Raw genomic sequence first — 15,671 nt, 5'->3', positions numbered from 1 at the left:
TTGATGTCCATGACCCCATCGAAGCAGTTTTTCTCCGGCATGGGTAGGTAGCACGCCACCGCATGACGGGTCCCGCCGCCCCGGCCGGTTCCCGCGCGCCGGGTGCCCGCCCTCGGCGCGTCGTCCAGTACCATGGAGCGGTCCCGTGATCGCACTGGGCAGCAGTGCCTCCTTAGCTCAGATGGCCAGAGCATCTGTCTTGTAAACAGAGGGTCGCCGGTTCGAATCCGGCAGGGGGCTCCGAACCCGGGCACGGCGCCGTCGTCCCCGCGTGACAGACGACGAGAGCCCCGGTCGGGATGACCGGGGCTCTCGTCGCGTCGGGGGCACCGCCCGCGTCACTTCTTCTCGTCGACCGCCTTCTTCAGTGCGTCCTGGAAGTTGCCTTCCTCGTAGCGCTTGCCGTCGATGAAGATGGTGGGCGTCCCGGCCACACCGTTGTTGATGGACTCGCGGGACATCACGTTGACCATGGGGCGGTAGGTGTTCTCACCGAGCTGGCCCGCCGTCACGTTCGCGCCGTGCTTGTTGGCGATGTCCGCGATCTGCTGGTTGCTCAGGCCGCCGGTGCCCTGGTGGCTGAACAGCTCCTGGGCGAACTCCATGTACTGGTCGCTGTCGACCTGCTCGGCGACCACGTAGGCCGCGTTGGCGGCGCGGGACGAGTACTGATCGCGGGTGGCCCGGTCCAGGAAGTTGAGGTTGCGGTACTCCACCTGCACGTCACCGGCGTCCACGGCCCGCTTGATCGCGTCCGCGTTCTGCTTCTCGAAGTCGGCGCAGTGCACGCACTCGAAGTCCTGGAAGATCACGACCTGCACGGGCTTGCCGTTGCTCGCGGCCTGGTCCTGGTCCACGACCCCCGGGGGCGTCTTGGAGGTGTCCGCTGTGGCAGCGGGCTCGGGCTCCTGGGAGAGGTCCCGTTCCTGGACGTCCGAGCTGTTCTGCACGATCCCGTCCTTCGTGACCGTGATGCCGCCGTACTGGTTGGCGCTCGCGGGCACGGGGCCGGCGTCGGGGATCCTGGCCCTGTTGTTCTGCCACACGACCACCCCGATGATCAGCGCGATGATCACGAGCAGCGCGATGACGGCGGCGATCAGCCCCACGGGTTTACCGTTGGAGCGGCGGGACTGCCGGTCTGCGATCTGGCGTGCCCGCTCCCGGGCCTGGTCCGAGGACGAGGAACCGGCGGTGTTGTTCTTGGAAGCCATGGGGCCCGGGTTTCCTTCCGATGTGCTACACGGGTGTCGGTCTTCGTCCCCAGATTACCCGGGCCCGGCGGGGCCTCGATTCAGCCCGTTCCCAGCTGCCGGGGACGATGCCGCTCGGGCCCCGTCGCGGCCGCCCCGCACCGGCGCGGCGTCGTGCTCCCGTCCCGGCGGCGACTTCTCCCCCGGTGCCGGTGGTACGCACACTTAGGATGGGGGTGAACAGCCGCCCCGGGGAAGGAAGCGATCATGTCCGCAGACCAGTCTCTTGAGAAGGTGCCCGTCCCGCAGGACGGCTACGACTTCGTGGTGGTGTCCAACCGCCTTCCCGTGGACCGGGACGTGGACGAGGACGGCAACAGCACGTGGCGCCGCTCCCCCGGCGGGTTGGTGAGCGCCCTGGCACCCGTGATGGCCCAGCGCGACGGCGCGTGGGTGGGGTGGCACGGCGCCCCGGACGAGACGCTGGAGCCGTTCGACCACGACGTCTTCCATCTCGTGCCGGTGAGCCTGTCCGAGCTCGAGGTCAAGCGCTACTACGAGGGCTTCTCGAACGCCACGCTGTGGCCGCTGTACCACGATGTCATCGCGCCGCCCGAGTTCCACCGCACGTGGTGGTACGCGTACCGTCGCGTCAACGAGCGCTTCGCGCGCCGGGCCGCGGAGACGGCCTCCCAGGGTGCGACGGTGTGGGTCCAGGACTACCAGTTGCAGTTGGTGCCGCGCATGCTGCGTCGGTTGCGCCCGGACGTGACCATCGGGTTCTTCAACCACATCCCGTTCCCGCCCACCGAGATCTACTCCCAGTTGCCGTGGCGCAAGGCCGTGCTGGAGGGTCTCACGGGTGCGGACCTGATCGGCTTCCAGCGCCCCGGGGACGCCCAGAACTTCCAGCGCTGCGTGCGCAAGTACCTGGGGGTGCAGTTCACCAAGGGCAGCGCCCGGTTCTCCGAGGACACGGCGGACGGCGAGAGCACCGAGTGGGCCGTCAACGCGGGCTCGTACCCCATCTCGATCGACGTGGAATCCATCAAGGAACTCGCGTCGGACCCGCAGGTCCAGGCCCGGGCGCGGGAGATCCGCGAGGAGCTGGGCAACCCGGACACCGTGTTCCTGGGAGTGGACCGCCTGGACTACACCAAAGGCATCCGGCACCGCATCAAGGCCTACGGCGAGCTGCTCGAGGACGGGGAGATCTCCGTGGAGAACTCGGTGCTCGTCCAGGTCGCGAGCCCGTCGCGCGAGCGCGTGGACTCCTACCGGCAACTGCGCGAACTCGTGGAGGGCATGGTGGGGCGGATCAACGGCCAGTTCGACACCATTTCCCACACCGCCGTCCGCTACCTGCACCACGGCTACCCGTTCGAGGAGATGGTGGCCCTGTACCTCGCCGCGGACGTCATGCTCGTCACGGCCCTGCGGGACGGGATGAACCTCGTGGCCAAGGAGTACGTCGCGGCCCGGCAGGACCGCTCGGGTCGACTCGTGCTCTCGGAGTTCACCGGTGCCGCCGAGCAGCTCAAGCAAGCGGTGCTCGTCAACCCGCACGACATCGACGGGCTCAAGTCCGCCATGCTGCACGCGCGGGACATGTCCGACGCCGAGGCCCGCAAGCGCATGTCCTCGATGCGCCGGCAGGTGCTCACGCACGACGTCGTCGACTGGTCCCACCGTTTCCTCGACGACCTCGCCGCGCACGCCCCGGAGCTCGAGCAGGGCGCCGCGCCCGGGCGGGATTCCGCGCACGACGACGGCGCCGCGGCCGACACGACGCCCGGAGCGGATCGTGACTGACTCGCTCGCGGACGCCCTCGCCACCGCGGCCACGGCCGACAGCATGTTGCTGGCCCTGGACTTCGACGGCACCCTGGCACCGTTCACCGAGGACCCCGCGGATTCCCGGCCGTTACCCGCCGCGCGGGACGCGCTCGACGCGCTCGCCGGACTGCCCCGCACCACGGTCGCGATCATCTCGGGGCGGCCCCTCGAGTTCCTGCGCACCGTGGTGGACCCGCGGCGCCGCATGGTGCTCTCCGGTTCGCACGGCGCGGAGCTGGACCTCGGCGCCGCGCCCGGCTTCGGTGCGGACACCGAGATCGAACTGACCGAGGACCAGTTGGCATTGCTGGACCGGGCGATCGATGCGACGTACGGGTTCGTGCAGCGCTACCCGGGCTCACGGGCGGAACTCAAACCCGCGGGGGTGGCCTTCCACACGCGTCCCATGGAGGACCCGGACACCGCCCGGCGAGCGCTGGACGAGATGACCGAGGCCTATGCCGCGATGCCCGGCCTGCGATTGACCCCGGGTCAGCAGGTCATCGAGTGCTCGGTGCTCAGCGCGACCAAGGGGGACGGTCTCACGGCCATCCGCGGAGCCGTGCACCCGCAGGTCACGGTCTTCGCCGGTGACGACGACACCGACGAGGACGCCATGGCGATCCTGGGACCCCACGACGTGGGGATCAAGGTGGGCACCAAAGACTCCGCGACCCCGTGGCGCGTGGCGGATCCGGACGAACTGACCCGGCTGCTCACGGAATTCGCCCGGCAGCGGGCCCGTGCGGTGACTAGCATGAACTGACATGACCGCCTCCCCGCCCCCCGAGCCCGCGGCGCCGAGCCCCCCGCCCGCTCACCGCGGTGTCTCCATCAACACGGCCTTCCCGGAGCCGGGCCTGCTGGAACTGCCGTGGGACACGCCCCTCGAGGACTGGCCCGAGCAGGTGCTCGCGGCGTACCCGCGCGGGATCTCGCGCCACGTGGTGCGCTTCGCGCGGGTCGGGGAGAAGGTCGTGGCGGTCAAGGAGACCACTCAGTACTATGCCCGGCGCGAGTACGGGCTGCTGCGCAAGCTCCAACGCATGACCACGCCCTCCGTGGTCCCGGACTCGGTGGTCACGGACCGCTACTCCCCCGACGGCGAGTTGCTGCCCGCCGCGCTCGTCACGGAACACCTGAGTTTCTCGTTGCCCTACCGCACGATCTTCGAGCAGGTCCCCTCACCGGGGACCATCGACCGGTTGGTGGACGCCCTCGCGTCCCTGATCGTGCAACTGCACCTGTCCGGTTTCTACTGGGGGGACGTGTCCCTGTCCAACACGCTGTTCCGACGCGACGCCGGGGAGTTCGCCGCCTACCTCGTGGACGCCGAGACCGGCGAACTGCACCCGCAGCTCACGCGGGGTCAGCGCGAGTACGACATCGAGCTCGCCAGGACCAACGTGGCCGGTGAGGTCATGGACCTGCTGGCCGGGGAGCACATGCAGCAGCGCCTGGCCCAGGCCGGGGTGGATCCGGCCTCGGTGGACCCGTTCGCGGTCTCGGAACGGCTCGTGGACACCTACACCGGGCTGTGGGACGAGCTGACCGCGACCGAGATCTTCCCCGTGGGTGACCGGTGGCGGGTCCAGGCGCGCGTGCAACGGCTCAACGACCTGGGCTTCGACGTGGAGGAGGCCTCCATGGACGCGGATGAGTCTGGTCAGGTCCACCTGCGCCCGCGGGTCGTGGAACCGGGCCACCACGCGCGCAGGTTGTTGCACCTCACGGGGTTGAACACCCAGGAGAACCAGGCCCGGCGCATCCTCACGGACATCGACCAGTTCGGGCACGCGCTCTACCCCGGTCTGCCCGAGGACCTCACCGCCCAGTTGTGGATGCGCGAGATCTTCGTGCCCATCATGGCGGCCGTTCCCGCCGAGTTGCGGCGCAAACGGGAACCGGCGCAGATGATCCACGAGGTGCTCGAGCACCGCTGGTTCATGTCGGAGAAGGCCGGCAAGGACGTCCCCACGCAGGACGCCGTCCAGGACTACGTGCAGTCCTACCTGACCGAGCGCCCGGACGAGAAGGACGTGTTCTAGTCCGCCGCGGGTCGCGTGGTGATCAGGTCCGTGACGGCGCGGTGCACCCGCGCGGTCCAGTTCTCGTCCAGCGAGCCGTAGCGCGCCACGTGCGCGTACGCCGCCCCCAGGATGAAATCCACGACCATGTCCAGGTCCACGGTGTCCCGGATCAGTCCCCGGTCCTTGTCCCGTTGCAACAGTTTGCGCAGCGCATCCAAGCGTGGGCGCACCACGGTGGCCCGCAGCACCTGCGCAGTGGCCGAATGTGGTTCCTGCAGCAGGGTAATGGCCACGCCGAGTCCCATGTCCCGCAGGAGAATGTCCACGGCCGCGGTGAGCGCCTGCTCCCACGTGGCGTCCGGCGCCAGCGGTGCGGTCGCGGTGACCGTGTGCTCGAGCGCGGCCTCCAACAGTTGCGTGCTGTTGGCGTAGCGGCGGTAGATCGAGGTCTTGGCCACGCCGGTGCGGGCGGACACCGCCTCGATCGTGACCCGCCGGGGCCCGCCCTCCCGGAGCAGGCGCAACGCCCCCGCCACGATCTTGCGATCGGTGCGGGCCGTGCGGGGGTCCACGGAAGCGGCGTCGGCGCGTTCGGGCGCGGACGCGGATCGCGAACCAGCGGGGTGCGCGTTCATGATCAGGCGGGGACGGTGTCCCGGACGGGCGCCTCGCGGGCCGGCGCCGTGGCCCTGCGGAAGATCTGCAGTCCCGCCATACCGGGCAGTCTGGCGATGTTCGCGTCCAACCGGTCGATCTCGTGGGCCCCGCCCCCGCCACCGAAGAGGTGGCGCATCACGTGGCCCACCTCGCGGTCGTCCATGACCCCGGAGCCCACGGGGGCCCAGAACTTGCGCAGGGCGAAGCGCGTGAGGCGCTGGGCCTTGCGGGACGCTTCCAGGCGGCGTCGTGCCTGGGTCGCGTAGAAGGCCACGTGGCGGGACTCCTGGTGGGCGATCCGCTGCAGCAGCACCGCGAGCACCGGGTGCTTCTCAAGGGACGCCATGCGCCGGTAGGCCGCCACGGCGGACCACTCGTTGGCCGCGCCCCACGCCATGTGCGTGGCGATGAAGTCCACGCCCACCATGTTGGACAGCAGCGACTGCTTGAGAGGCTTGAGCGACTCGGACCAACCGAGCTTCATGCGCTTGGCCTTGATCTCGTCGTAGTCCACCACGATCCCGTGCATCCCGAGCACCTCCGCGAGTGCCTCACCGTGCCAGTACTCCTCGCGGTTCCACATGGTCATGAAGGTGGAGACGTCTTGGTCCTGGTGGGACGGCGTGACGAGCATGTCCCGCATGTAGCACACGGTGTGGTATTCGACGTCGCACATGTAGCGCAGGCAGCGCAGCGAGTCCTCGGACAGCGGGTTGGTCAGAAACTCGTCCATGTCCAGGTCCGACCACTTGACCCGCGCCGAGGTCTCCGCGAACTTGTCGATGTTGAACGCCATGACTCAGACCTTCCTCCAGTCCTCTACGGGCCAATGGGCCTTCTTGGCACGCCGGTACAGGGGCAGGTCGGGGTTCACCGCGTACGGGTGGCCCACGAGGGACAACCAGCTCACGTCCGCCACGGAGTCCCCGTACCCGTACGAGCGGCTTAGGTCCAAGCCGTGGTCCTGCGCGTAGCGCTTGAGCCACTGCGCCCGGGCCTCATCCACGAGCGGCGGGGCCGCCAGGTACCCGGTCAGCACGCCGTCCACCTGGTCCATCCGCCCGGCCACGACGTCGTCGAACAGTTCAGCGACGGGGCTCACGAGCAGGTCCAGGGACCCGGTCACGAGCACCGTGCGGTGCCCCGCACGCCGGTGTTCCTCGATCCGTTCGAGTGCTCCCGGGCGGATGCTGTTCTCCACGACCCGGCCGAGCGACCCGTTCATCAGTTCCTCGACCCGCGCCACGGGCACGCCCGCGTAGCGGCGCAGGAACGCCCGGATGAACTCGCCCCGATCGCGCCGTTCCGCCTTGATGTAGGTGGGGGCGTTGCCGAACAGTTCGGTGAGTTCCGCGGGCCACTGCAGCGGGCTCAGCTCCCGGCGGCGCAGTTGCGCGTACTGGGTGATGATGTTGCCCGAAGCCACGGTGCCCTCGAGGTCGAACACGGCCACGACGTCCGTGCCCTCGTTCAGTCCCCGACTGCGCACGGCGCGCTTGTGCGACGCCGCCTTGGCCCGGGTGTACGCACGGGTCATCTCGGTCAGTGCGGGCAGGTGCACTCTCTGCCAGTAGTCCCGCCAGTCGATGGCCCGCACGTCGAAGTGCTGGTCCTCGGGCGTGCCCTGCGGCAGGGAGCGGTCCAGTTGCCGCGTGTGGGTGTCGTCGAAGATCATCTCCGTGCGCGTGTAGTTCTGGTACAGGTCCACGTAGGTGCGCAGCGAGCCCAGCCCGGTTTGCATCCGGTGCAGGGAATTGGTCCACTCGCGTGTGCGCGCCGTGGCCGGCAGCACCGAGCTCAATCGGCTCCCCGCGGCGGCCAGTTTCTCCTTGACCGCGAGCCCGCGTTCCATCGAGTTGTTCGCGGGGAACTTCCACTCGGGCACCGCGATGGGATTGCCATGGGAGTCCTCGAGCGGGCGCTCGCGGAAGTACGAGCGCACGCTCTCGTACATCTGGTGGAACGGCAGGGGGTTCGAGGCCCCCGAGCACACCTGGTAGTACCGCGCTGCCGGATCCTGGGCGTCCCGCAGCGTGGGTGCCCCATTGGCTTCCCGGTGCCCCTCCCTCACGAGGGCCACGATCGCGTTGACCACGAAGTCCACAGGGATCACGTCCAGCACCGAGTCCGGCAGGCCCGGGAACTCGGGCAGCGCGCCCTTCGCGTACGCCATGATGAGCGGGTCCGCGACCTTGTAGCCGTCGATCCACCCCGGGAAGGGGTGACGCAGGGCGGACTCGATGATGGACGGGCGCACGATTGACAACGGGTGCCCGGCTCCGGCCCACTTCTGCTCCGCCACACGCTCGCCCAGGGCCTTGGTGAACGTGTAGATGTCCGTCCACCCCAGGGACTGCGCGCGCGTGCGGCCGTGGTCCACGAGCCGGGAGCGCACCCACTCCAGGCGTGCTTCCTCGGCGGCGCGGGCCACGGACTTGGGCCCCTCCTTGCCGCGCGTGCTCGTGGCGCGCCGGATGAACGACTCGAGACGCTCGGGTGAGCGGGACTCCACCTGGGCGGTGTCCGCGGCGCGGACGGCGGCGTCGTACTCCACCTGCCAGTCCACGTCGTGATCCACCGAGGCCTCCGGGCGCAACCCCTTGGCGATCCCGCCCACGTAGCACGTGGACACGTGGATCACGTGGGGGTCCTGACCCGTGCTGCGCAGCGCGTCGTAGAGCCCCACGGCGCCACCCACGTTCGTGCGGAACGCCTCGTCGATGGGCGGGTCGAACGAGACCGTGGACGCGGAGTGCACCACCACGTCGAAGGGTTCCGCGATCTCCCGCAGCCCCGTGAGGTCGCCCTCGAGCACGCTCGTGCGGGCGTCGAAGATCTCCTGAGCGCGTTCCCGGCCCACGGCGTCCCGCCAGGTCTTGAAGGACGGCTTGCGCAACAACTGCTTCAGGCGCGCCTCACCGGACTGCGTGCCCTTGGGTCGGACCACCGCCGTCACGTGGATGTCGTCCGAGCCGGAGAGCAGGCGCTCAAGGACGGCCTGGCCCAGGAAGCCCGTGGCCCCCGTGAGCAGGACGCGAGTCGTGGTGGTCTGGGTCAACGGGATCCTCCGGTGCTTGGGAACGGGTGCGCCGTGGGCGCGGTGGCCACCCGCGCCGACCGCGACGCGGGTGGAAGGGTCTGGTGGGGAGCGTATCGGCTCAGTCGCCACTCGCGTTCCACGGCCCGGCGCAGGGGTTCGCTGCCCGCGGTGCCCGGCGTGGCCTGCAAGGGCTCGTCCGCGAGCGCGAACAGTTCGCGTCGCTGCGCGACCGTGGGCGCCAGGTCCCGCAGGAACCGGCGCGCGTGGGCGTGGGACAGGCCCACGGGCCGCAGCGGGTGGAATGCGAAGGTCAGGTAGGCGCGGGCGAAGCGCTGGGCGCGCGGGTCGGTACGGACCCGCGCGGTGGTCTCCTCGGCGAAGAAGCGTTCGTGGGTGGCCTTCACCTCGGCCACGCGCCGCAGCAGCGAGGACAGTTCCGGGTGCCCGGCGCGGCGTTCGAGCATCCGCAGGACCGCGCGGGTGCTCGCTTCCTGGGACCAGCCGCGCGCGGTCTGTCCTGCGACCACGGCCTCCCCGGAGAAGTTGGTCCACACGGAGTCCACCATGGGCGAGAGGTTGTCCAGGGCGGTCTCGACCCGCTCGACCCACGAGTGCTCGGGCGGCTGTGGAGCCCCGGCGTGCGGTCCGTGGGCGTCCAGGACGGCTTGGTAGGCGTCCGCGATCCAGTGCCGCTCGTACGCCCACGTGGTCAGGAACGCGGCGACCCGCGACTCCTTGTTGGTGTAGCTGACCACCACGGAACGCACCTGGCCCATGGTGGAGCGTTCCATGTCCCGCAGGTAGCGCAGGTCCTCGAGCACGGCCGGGTCCAGGGGTGCGCGGTCGAAAGCGGCGAGGTCCAGCTGGGGTCGGAGGCTGCCCTGCGCGCGGTACGTGAAGTCCTTGACGTCGAAGCCCGAGCGCAGCACGATCGGTTGTTCCACGGGCCCGTAGAGCCGGCCCTGGCGATGCCGGGCGAGGTAGGACTGCTGGCTCACGGGACGCTCCTTCGATACTCCGTCATGGCTCGCCGAGGGGCGCTCACGCCGGGCCGGGGGACGCTGCGCTACGCCTACCGTAGTGTATCTTAGTGGCATGCTTACCGCTCTCGTGACCGGTGGGACGTCAGGCATCGGTGCCGCGTTCGCACGTTCCCTCGCCCGCAGAGGCTTCAACCTGGTCCTGGTGGCCAGGGACACGCAACGGCTCGAGAGCACCGCCCGGGAGCTCGGCGCCGCACACGGGATCCACGTGGAGACGCTGACCGCCGATCTGGCCGAGACCGAGGACCTGCTGCACGTGGCCGAGCGGCTCGAGGACCCCGATCGTCCCGTGGACATGCTCGTGAACAACGCGGGCTTCTCAGTCAAGGTGCCCTACACCGCCCAGGACTTCTCCCAGCACGAGGCCGGTTTCCAGGTCATGTGCGCGGCCGTCGCACGACTCTCGGGGGCTGCGGCCCGCGCCATGACCGCCCGCCACTCGGGGTGGATCGTCAACGTCACCTCCACCTCGGGCTGCGTGACGATGGGCGACTACTCCGCGATCAAGGCCTATGCGACCGCCATGACCGAGTCGCTCGCCGTGGAGCTGCACGGCACGGGGGTCCACGTGACCGCCCTGCTGCCCGGGTGGGTCCGCACCGAGTTCCACAGCCGCGCGGGCATCACCGGCTCCTCGATCCCCGATTTCATGTGGCTCGACGCGGACCGGCTCGTGGAGGAGGCCCTCGCGGACGTGGCCCGCGGCAAGGTGATCTCGGTGCCCACTCTGCGCTACAAGGTCGTGGTCACCGCGCTGCGCCACCTCCCGCGCCCCACCGTCCGGTGGATCTCCCGTCAGATCTCGAGCGTCCGACGCCGCGAGCTCCAGGCCTGATCCCATGGCACCCCAGGATTCCTCCCCGCAGCACGACGGCACTCCCGCCCGGCGTCCGCGCGCCGCGTCCCGCCAGCGCCCCGGATCCACGCCTCGGTCGACCCCGGAGCCCCGCCCTCGCGTGTTGGACTCCCTCGAGGGCCACACCGGTCGGCAGGAACCCGATCCGCCCGCTCCCCCGGCGGAGTCGGCGGATCTCACGGCGGCCCACTACACCCAGCCCGTGCGCCGGATACTGCGCCGGATCACCCAGACCGTCTTCTTCCGGGGGATCGTCAACCGCACGATCACCCGCACCAACGTGGTGGATCCCGCGGCCTACGGGGTCAAGGGCACGTGCGTGGTCGTCGCGAACCACTCGAGCCACCTGGACGCCCCGCTCGTGATGAGCGGCGTGCCGCACTACATCTCCCGCGATCTCGCGACCGGGGTGGCCGCGGACTACTTCTTCACCGCGTGGCACAAGAAACTGTTCACGCAGCTGATCTTCAACGCGTTCCCCGTGGATCGTCGCGGTGAGGGCGCGAACAAGGGCCTGTCCAAGAAGCTGCTGGCCGCGGGTGTCCCGCTACTGATCTTCCCGGAGGGGACCCGCTCGAAGACCGGGAAGATGGCCCCGTTCAAGGTGGGAGCGGCGTCATTGGCGCTGGCGGTGCAGGTGCCGGTCGTGCCCGTGGCCCTGATCGGGGCGCACGAGGCCATGCCGCGCGGTACGAGCTGGCCCCGCCGGGGCCGCCCGCCGGTGGTCGTGGCCGTGGGTGCACCCCTGCGAGCGCGGGGCAACGAGAACGCCTACAGCTTCAACGAGCGCATCGAGGCCGCGGTGCGTGCGCTGTACGCTGCGAACCGGCACAGAATCCAGGACTAGTCGGACCCAGGAAAGAGGTTGTCCCTCAGTGGCACACGTGAAGCATCAGAAGTGGTGGGGCTGGGGCGAGGAAGGCGTGTTCTTCGACTACCAGAACAAGCCGGCCTTCGCGCCGTTCGTCAAGAACGCGATCGGGGTGTCCCTGCGGCCGCGCGAACGGGACACCGTGGACTTCGCCACGGCGCGGGTCCCGGCGTCCACCGTGTCCGAGGACGTGCTGACCGTCCTGCGCGGGATCAGCGGCGCGGAGCACGTGTCCGTGGACGACGAACTGCGCATCGTGCACTGGGCCGGCAAGTCCGTCCTGGAACTGATGCAGACACTGCGCAATGATTTCGCGCGTGTCCCGGACGCGGTGGTCTACCCCGGCTCCGAGGACGAGGTCACCGCGATCCTCACCGCCGCCGTGGAGCACGACCTCGTGGTGATCCCCTTCGGGGGTGGCTCGAGCATCTCGCGCAGCCTCCAGGCCGAGGCGGACGAGACCCGCTGCATCGTGTCCGTGGACATGGGCCGGTTGAACAAGGTGCTCGAGATCGACGAGACCTCCGGGCTCGCGACCATCCAGGCCGGCGTGCTGGGCCCGGACATGGAGGAACAGCTCAACGCCCGCGGGTGGACCCTGGGCCACTTCCCGGACTCGTTCGCCCACTCTACGCTCGGCGGCTGGGCAGCCACCCGCTCCTCCGGCATGCAGTCGGACAAGTACGGGGACATCGCGGACATCGTGCGCGGCCTGCGCATGGTCCGCCCGTCCGGCACGGTCGTGCTGCGCTCCCTGCCCTCGACCTCCACCGGGCCCAGCCTGCGCGAGATGATCATCGGCTCTGAGGGCCGGCTCGGGATCATCACCGAGCTCACCGTCCAGGTGCACCGGTTGCCCCAGGAGCACGAGGTCATCGCCTACATGTTCCCCACGTGGCAGCAGGCCCTGACCGCGGTGCGCCAGTATACCGAGGCGGAGATCCCCCTCACGTTCGCCCGCGTGTCGGACGCCCACGAGACCGCGTTCTCCTTGGCCACGCAGAAGGCCGCGACCTCCGTCAAGGGCAAGCTCGCCGCCAAGGGCCAGGACGCCCTGTGGGCCGTGATGCGCAAGCGCGGGTGGGACACGGACGCCATGTGCATTTCGTACGTGTGCTTCGAGGGCACCCCCAAGGACGTCGCCGAGCGCAAGAAGACCGTCGCGAAGATCGCCAAGGCCCAGGGCGCCGTCGTCCTGGGGTCGGGGCCGGGCGCGCTCTACGACCAGAAGAAGTTCGACACCCCGCACCTGCGCGACTTCCTGCTCGAGCAGAACACGGTGGGGGACGTCTCCGAAACCGCCGCACCGTGGTCGCGCCTGACCACGGTCCACAAGGCCGCGTACGACGCCGCTCAGCGCGCCTACGAGCGGATCGGCAAGACCGGCTGGATCATGTCCCACATGTCGCACTCGTACCACTCGGGGGCGTGCCTGTACTTCACGTTCGCCTACGTGTTCGACGACGAGAAACCGTACGAGGAGTACGAGATCGTCAAGTCCGCGATCCAGCAGTCCTTCGTGGACTCGGGGGCCACCCTGTCCCACCACCACGGCGTGGGCGTGGAGCACCAGCCGTGGATGGAGCAGGACGTCTCCCCCGAGGGTGTGGCCCTCATGAAGGGGCTGTTCCACGCGGCGGATCCGGGAACGAACTTCAACCCGGGCAAGATCGTGTCCTGATCCGACCCACCCATGCCGCAGGCCCCGCTCCCGGTTCACCGGGGACGGGGCCTGCGCCGTCAGGCCCCCGAGGTGTACTTTCGGGCCGCTTCGGCGTACCAGTCCAGGACCTCGGCGTCCTCCGCGGTCGCGCGGTTGACGCTGCTCGGGTCCGCGCCCTGGAAGAGCCTTTTGACGGGGATCTCCAGCAGCTTGCCCGTACGGGTGCGGGGAACGGCCGGGGCCTCGATGATCTCGTCCGGGACGTACCGCGGGGAGATCTTCTCGCGGATGGCCCGCACGATGCGTTCCTCGAGCTCCTGCGTGAGCCGTGTGCCCGGTTGCGGGACCACGAACAGGGGCATGTAGTAGTCCCCGTCCGCGAGCTCCGCCCCGATCACCATGGACGCCGCCACGCCGTCCACCTGGTCCACCACATGGGTCAGATCGGCCGAGCCCATCCGGATCCCCCCGCGGTTGATCGTGGCGTCGGATCGCCCGTGCACCACGAACGGGCCCTCCGAGAGCTGGGTGACCCAGTCCCCTTGCCGCCACACGCCGGGGAACATGTCGAAGTAGGCCGCGTGATACCGGGAGCCGTCCGGATCGTCCCAGAAGAACACGGGCATGCTCGGCATGGGTCGGGTGATCACGAGTTCCCCCACCTGGTCGTACACCCGCCGTCCCTCGCGGTCCCACGACTGGGCGTCCACTCCCAGGTACGGGCCCATGAGCTCGCCCTTGTACACGGGTTGATATGGGTTCGTGCCGATGAACGCGCTCGTGACGTCCGTGCCGCCCGAATCGGATCCGAGACGCACCGTGTCGGACACGGATTCGTACACCCAGTCCCACGTGGCATCGGGCAGCGGTGATCCGGTCACGAGGATCGATTTCAGTGCGGAGAGGTCCATGCTCACATTGGGGACCACGCCGGCGCGCTGCATCATGGCCAGTACGCCCGCTCCCGTCCCGAAGAACGTGGCCCCGTTGCGCGCCGCCAGCTCGAGGGACTTCTCCGGTCCCCCGTACACGGGTGAACCGTCGTAGGTGATGATGCGGGAGCCGGTGAGCAGGATGCCCACGAGCATGTTCCAGACCATCCACGTGGTGGCCACGGCGTAGTACGCGATGTCCTCCGGTCCGAGACTGGCGTGCAGCCCCAAGGCCTTCAGGAACTCCAGGATCACCCCGCCGTGGGAATGCACAATCCCCTTCGGTTTACCCGTGGTTCCCGAGGAGTAGAGGATCCACAGGGGATGGTCGAAAGGAAGCTGCTCGTACCGCGGCGTCACGTCGCGCCCGCTGATCTCGGAAAAGCGCAGCGACCCCTCCGGCAGGGCGCCCACCTTGTCCCGCGGTTGTTGGTCAACCACGACCAGTTGCTCCACAGTGGGCAGGACCTCGAGCAAACCGGCGTAGCTCCCCGTCATATCCCGCAGCGACCCGCCGAACTCGTAGCCGTCCACCACGAACAGCACCCGCGGTTCGATCTGCGCGAAGCGGTCCGCGACCCCGGACGGCCCGAAGTCGGTGTTCACCACCGACCACACGGCACCCACGGACGCCGTGGCCAGCATGGCGATCGCAGTTTCCGGAAGGTTGGGAAGTACAGCGGCCACCCGGTCCCCCGGGACGATCCCGAGATCACGCAATTGTTGCGCCACGGAGGCCACTCGGGCTTCCAACTCACCCCAGGTCCAGGTGTCCGGTGCACGTGATTCGTGCTCCCCGATGATGGCGACGTCGTCCGGCCGGGTGCGGGCCGCCCGTAGCGAGTTCTCAGCGTAGTTGAGGCGTGCACCGGGGAACCACTGAGCGCCGGGCATCCCCGTATGCGCCTCCGAGCTCTCGGAAATACTCAGTGCCTGTTCCCCCGGCCGGGAAGCCACGACGTCGAAGTAGTCCCAGACACCCTGCCAGAACTCGTTCATCTGCTCCACCGACCACGCGTGCAGCGAGGGATAGTCCGGGAGCTCGATCCCGTGCCGGCGTTCTGCCCACCGGGCGAAGTCGAACATCCGCGAGCCACGAATGGAGTCCTCCGAGGGAGTCCACAGTGGCGTTCTCAGGCCGTCATTCGATGAGGTGTTCATGGCCCCATCGTTGCATCCTCGGTGAGCGGCGTCACGCAAGGCGTCACCGGGATGCGATGTGGCGACAAGGGGAATCATTCATTGAATGCCCATTCCCGGAAAGGAAGGAGTAAGGACTCAGAGAGGCTCCCCATGGGACACATGGAAAAAGCCCCCGGGCTGGGAGCCTGAGGGCGTGTGCTGGTGATCGTGCGCGCAACGGTGCTCGCGAGTGGGCTGGGTGTTCGTGGGTGGGTTTGGTGTTCGCGCCGGTGCTCAGGAATAGGTGTGTTAAATGGTGGGAGGCCGCGCCCCTAAGGGGGTGCGGCCTCGACCACTTCTTTCTTTCATGTTAATCCCGGCGGTGTCTTACTCTCCCACACCCTTCCGAGTGCAGTACCATCAGCGCT

At 69.0% G+C, this 15,671-nt stretch carries 12 protein-coding genes and 1 tRNA gene; 7 read left to right on the top strand and 6 right to left on the bottom strand.

The features are described 5' to 3' along the window. Window positions 1–166: 166 nt before the first annotated feature. Window positions 167–240: transfer RNA gene (locus RF646_RS08155), tRNA-Thr, on the top strand. A 98-nt stretch (window positions 241–338) separates the two neighbouring features. Here the strand turns inward: RF646_RS08155 and RF646_RS08150 are convergent. Next, a complete protein-coding gene (locus RF646_RS08150; RefSeq protein WP_064846617.1) occupies window positions 339–1,214 on the bottom strand; it encodes a thioredoxin domain-containing protein in 876 nt (291 codons plus the stop codon). Between the two features lie 246 nt (window positions 1,215–1,460). On the opposite strand from RF646_RS08150, the gene RF646_RS08145 reads away from it, so the two are divergent. From RF646_RS08145 to RF646_RS08135, 3 genes are read left to right on the top strand one after another with little or no spacing between them, the layout of a single operon-like run. Beyond that, window positions 1,461–3,005, top strand: coding sequence for a trehalose-6-phosphate synthase (locus RF646_RS08145; protein WP_368835691.1), 1,545 nt, complete (start codon window positions 1,461–1,463; stop codon window positions 3,003–3,005). Continuing rightward, the gene (otsB, locus tag RF646_RS08140) at window positions 2,998–3,795 is read left to right on the top strand and encodes a trehalose-phosphatase (protein ID WP_368835690.1); all 798 of its coding nucleotides are present in this window, start codon (window positions 2,998–3,000) and stop codon (window positions 3,793–3,795) included. The genes RF646_RS08145 and otsB overlap by 8 nt, the downstream gene beginning before the upstream one ends. A gap of 1 nt (window position 3,796) precedes the next feature. After that, entirely contained in the window at window positions 3,797–5,077 is a 1,281-nt protein-coding gene (locus tag RF646_RS08135) for a DUF4032 domain-containing protein (RefSeq protein WP_312797053.1), read from the top strand. Here the strand turns inward: RF646_RS08135 and RF646_RS08130 are convergent. Genes RF646_RS08130 through RF646_RS08115 form a run of 4 tightly spaced genes read right to left on the bottom strand, consistent with a single transcriptional unit; the run spans window position 5,074 to window position 9,754 of the window. Continuing rightward, window positions 5,074–5,694: a TetR/AcrR family transcriptional regulator gene (locus tag RF646_RS08130; protein WP_064846614.1), complete on the bottom strand. Its 621-nt coding sequence runs from the start codon at window positions 5,692–5,694 to the stop codon at window positions 5,074–5,076. The two genes, RF646_RS08135 and RF646_RS08130, sit on opposite strands and share 4 nt — an antisense overlap. Before the next feature lie 2 nt (window positions 5,695–5,696). Then, window positions 5,697–6,512 carry a hypothetical protein gene (locus tag RF646_RS08125; protein WP_064846613.1) on the bottom strand — a complete coding sequence of 272 codons (816 nt, stop codon included), beginning with the start codon at window positions 6,510–6,512 and terminating at the stop codon, window positions 5,697–5,699. Window positions 6,513–6,515: 3 nt separating this feature from the next. After that, on the bottom strand, window positions 6,516–8,774 hold the full coding sequence (locus RF646_RS08120; protein ID WP_144931142.1) for an HAD-IB family hydrolase: 2,259 nt from the start codon (window positions 8,772–8,774) through the stop codon (window positions 6,516–6,518). Next, the gene (locus tag RF646_RS08115) at window positions 8,771–9,754 is read right to left on the bottom strand and encodes a hypothetical protein (protein ID WP_144931140.1); all 984 of its coding nucleotides are present in this window, start codon (window positions 9,752–9,754) and stop codon (window positions 8,771–8,773) included. The genes RF646_RS08120 and RF646_RS08115 overlap by 4 nt, the downstream gene beginning before the upstream one ends. A 97-nt stretch (window positions 9,755–9,851) precedes the next feature. Here RF646_RS08115 and RF646_RS08110 point away from each other — a divergent pair, with 97 nt between their 5' ends. From RF646_RS08110 to RF646_RS08100, 3 genes are read left to right on the top strand one after another with little or no spacing between them, the layout of a single operon-like run. Continuing rightward, window positions 9,852–10,634 carry an SDR family NAD(P)-dependent oxidoreductase gene (locus tag RF646_RS08110; protein ID WP_368835689.1) on the top strand — a complete coding sequence of 261 codons (783 nt, stop codon included), beginning with the start codon at window positions 9,852–9,854 and terminating at the stop codon, window positions 10,632–10,634. 4 nt (window positions 10,635–10,638) lie between these two features. Continuing rightward, window positions 10,639–11,502, top strand: a complete 864-nt coding sequence (locus RF646_RS08105; protein WP_240505691.1) for a 1-acyl-sn-glycerol-3-phosphate acyltransferase — start codon at window positions 10,639–10,641, stop codon at window positions 11,500–11,502. A gap of 28 nt (window positions 11,503–11,530) precedes the next feature. Continuing rightward, entirely contained in the window at window positions 11,531–13,207 is a 1,677-nt protein-coding gene (locus RF646_RS08100; RefSeq protein WP_368835688.1) for an FAD-binding oxidoreductase, read from the top strand. 59 nt (window positions 13,208–13,266) lie between these two features. Here RF646_RS08100 and RF646_RS08095 read toward each other — a convergent pair whose 3' ends face one another. After that, a complete protein-coding gene (locus tag RF646_RS08095; RefSeq protein WP_368835687.1) occupies window positions 13,267–15,282 on the bottom strand; it encodes an acetoacetate--CoA ligase in 2,016 nt (671 codons plus the stop codon). Window positions 15,283–15,671: the final 389 nt, after the last annotated feature.

Source organism: Kocuria sp. CPCC 205261, assembly GCF_040981025.1.
GTDB classification, from domain to species: domain Bacteria; phylum Actinomycetota; class Actinomycetes; order Actinomycetales; family Micrococcaceae; genus Kocuria; species Kocuria marina.
Note: the sequence above shows the minus strand (reverse complement) of the source record. Positions and strands in the feature narration are given on the sequence as shown.

Coding starts and splice junctions, on each gene's coding strand:
- RF646_RS08105 (WP_240505691.1), top strand. CDS start 10,639: ATGGCACCCCAGGATTCCTCCCCGCAGCACGACGGCACTCCCGCCCGG.
- RF646_RS08135 (WP_312797053.1), top strand. CDS start 3,797: ATGACCGCCTCCCCGCCCCCCGAGCCCGCGGCGCCGAGCCCCCCGCCC.
- RF646_RS08130 (WP_064846614.1), bottom strand. CDS start 5,694: ATGAACGCGCACCCCGCTGGTTCGCGATCCGCGTCCGCGCCCGAACGC.
- RF646_RS08125 (WP_064846613.1), bottom strand. CDS start 6,512: ATGGCGTTCAACATCGACAAGTTCGCGGAGACCTCGGCGCGGGTCAAG.
- RF646_RS08145 (WP_368835691.1), top strand. CDS start 1,461: ATGTCCGCAGACCAGTCTCTTGAGAAGGTGCCCGTCCCGCAGGACGGC.
- RF646_RS08150 (WP_064846617.1), bottom strand. CDS start 1,214: ATGGCTTCCAAGAACAACACCGCCGGTTCCTCGTCCTCGGACCAGGCC.
- RF646_RS08110 (WP_368835689.1), top strand. CDS start 9,852: ATGCTTACCGCTCTCGTGACCGGTGGGACGTCAGGCATCGGTGCCGCG.
- RF646_RS08095 (WP_368835687.1), bottom strand. CDS start 15,282: ATGAACACCTCATCGAATGACGGCCTGAGAACGCCACTGTGGACTCCC.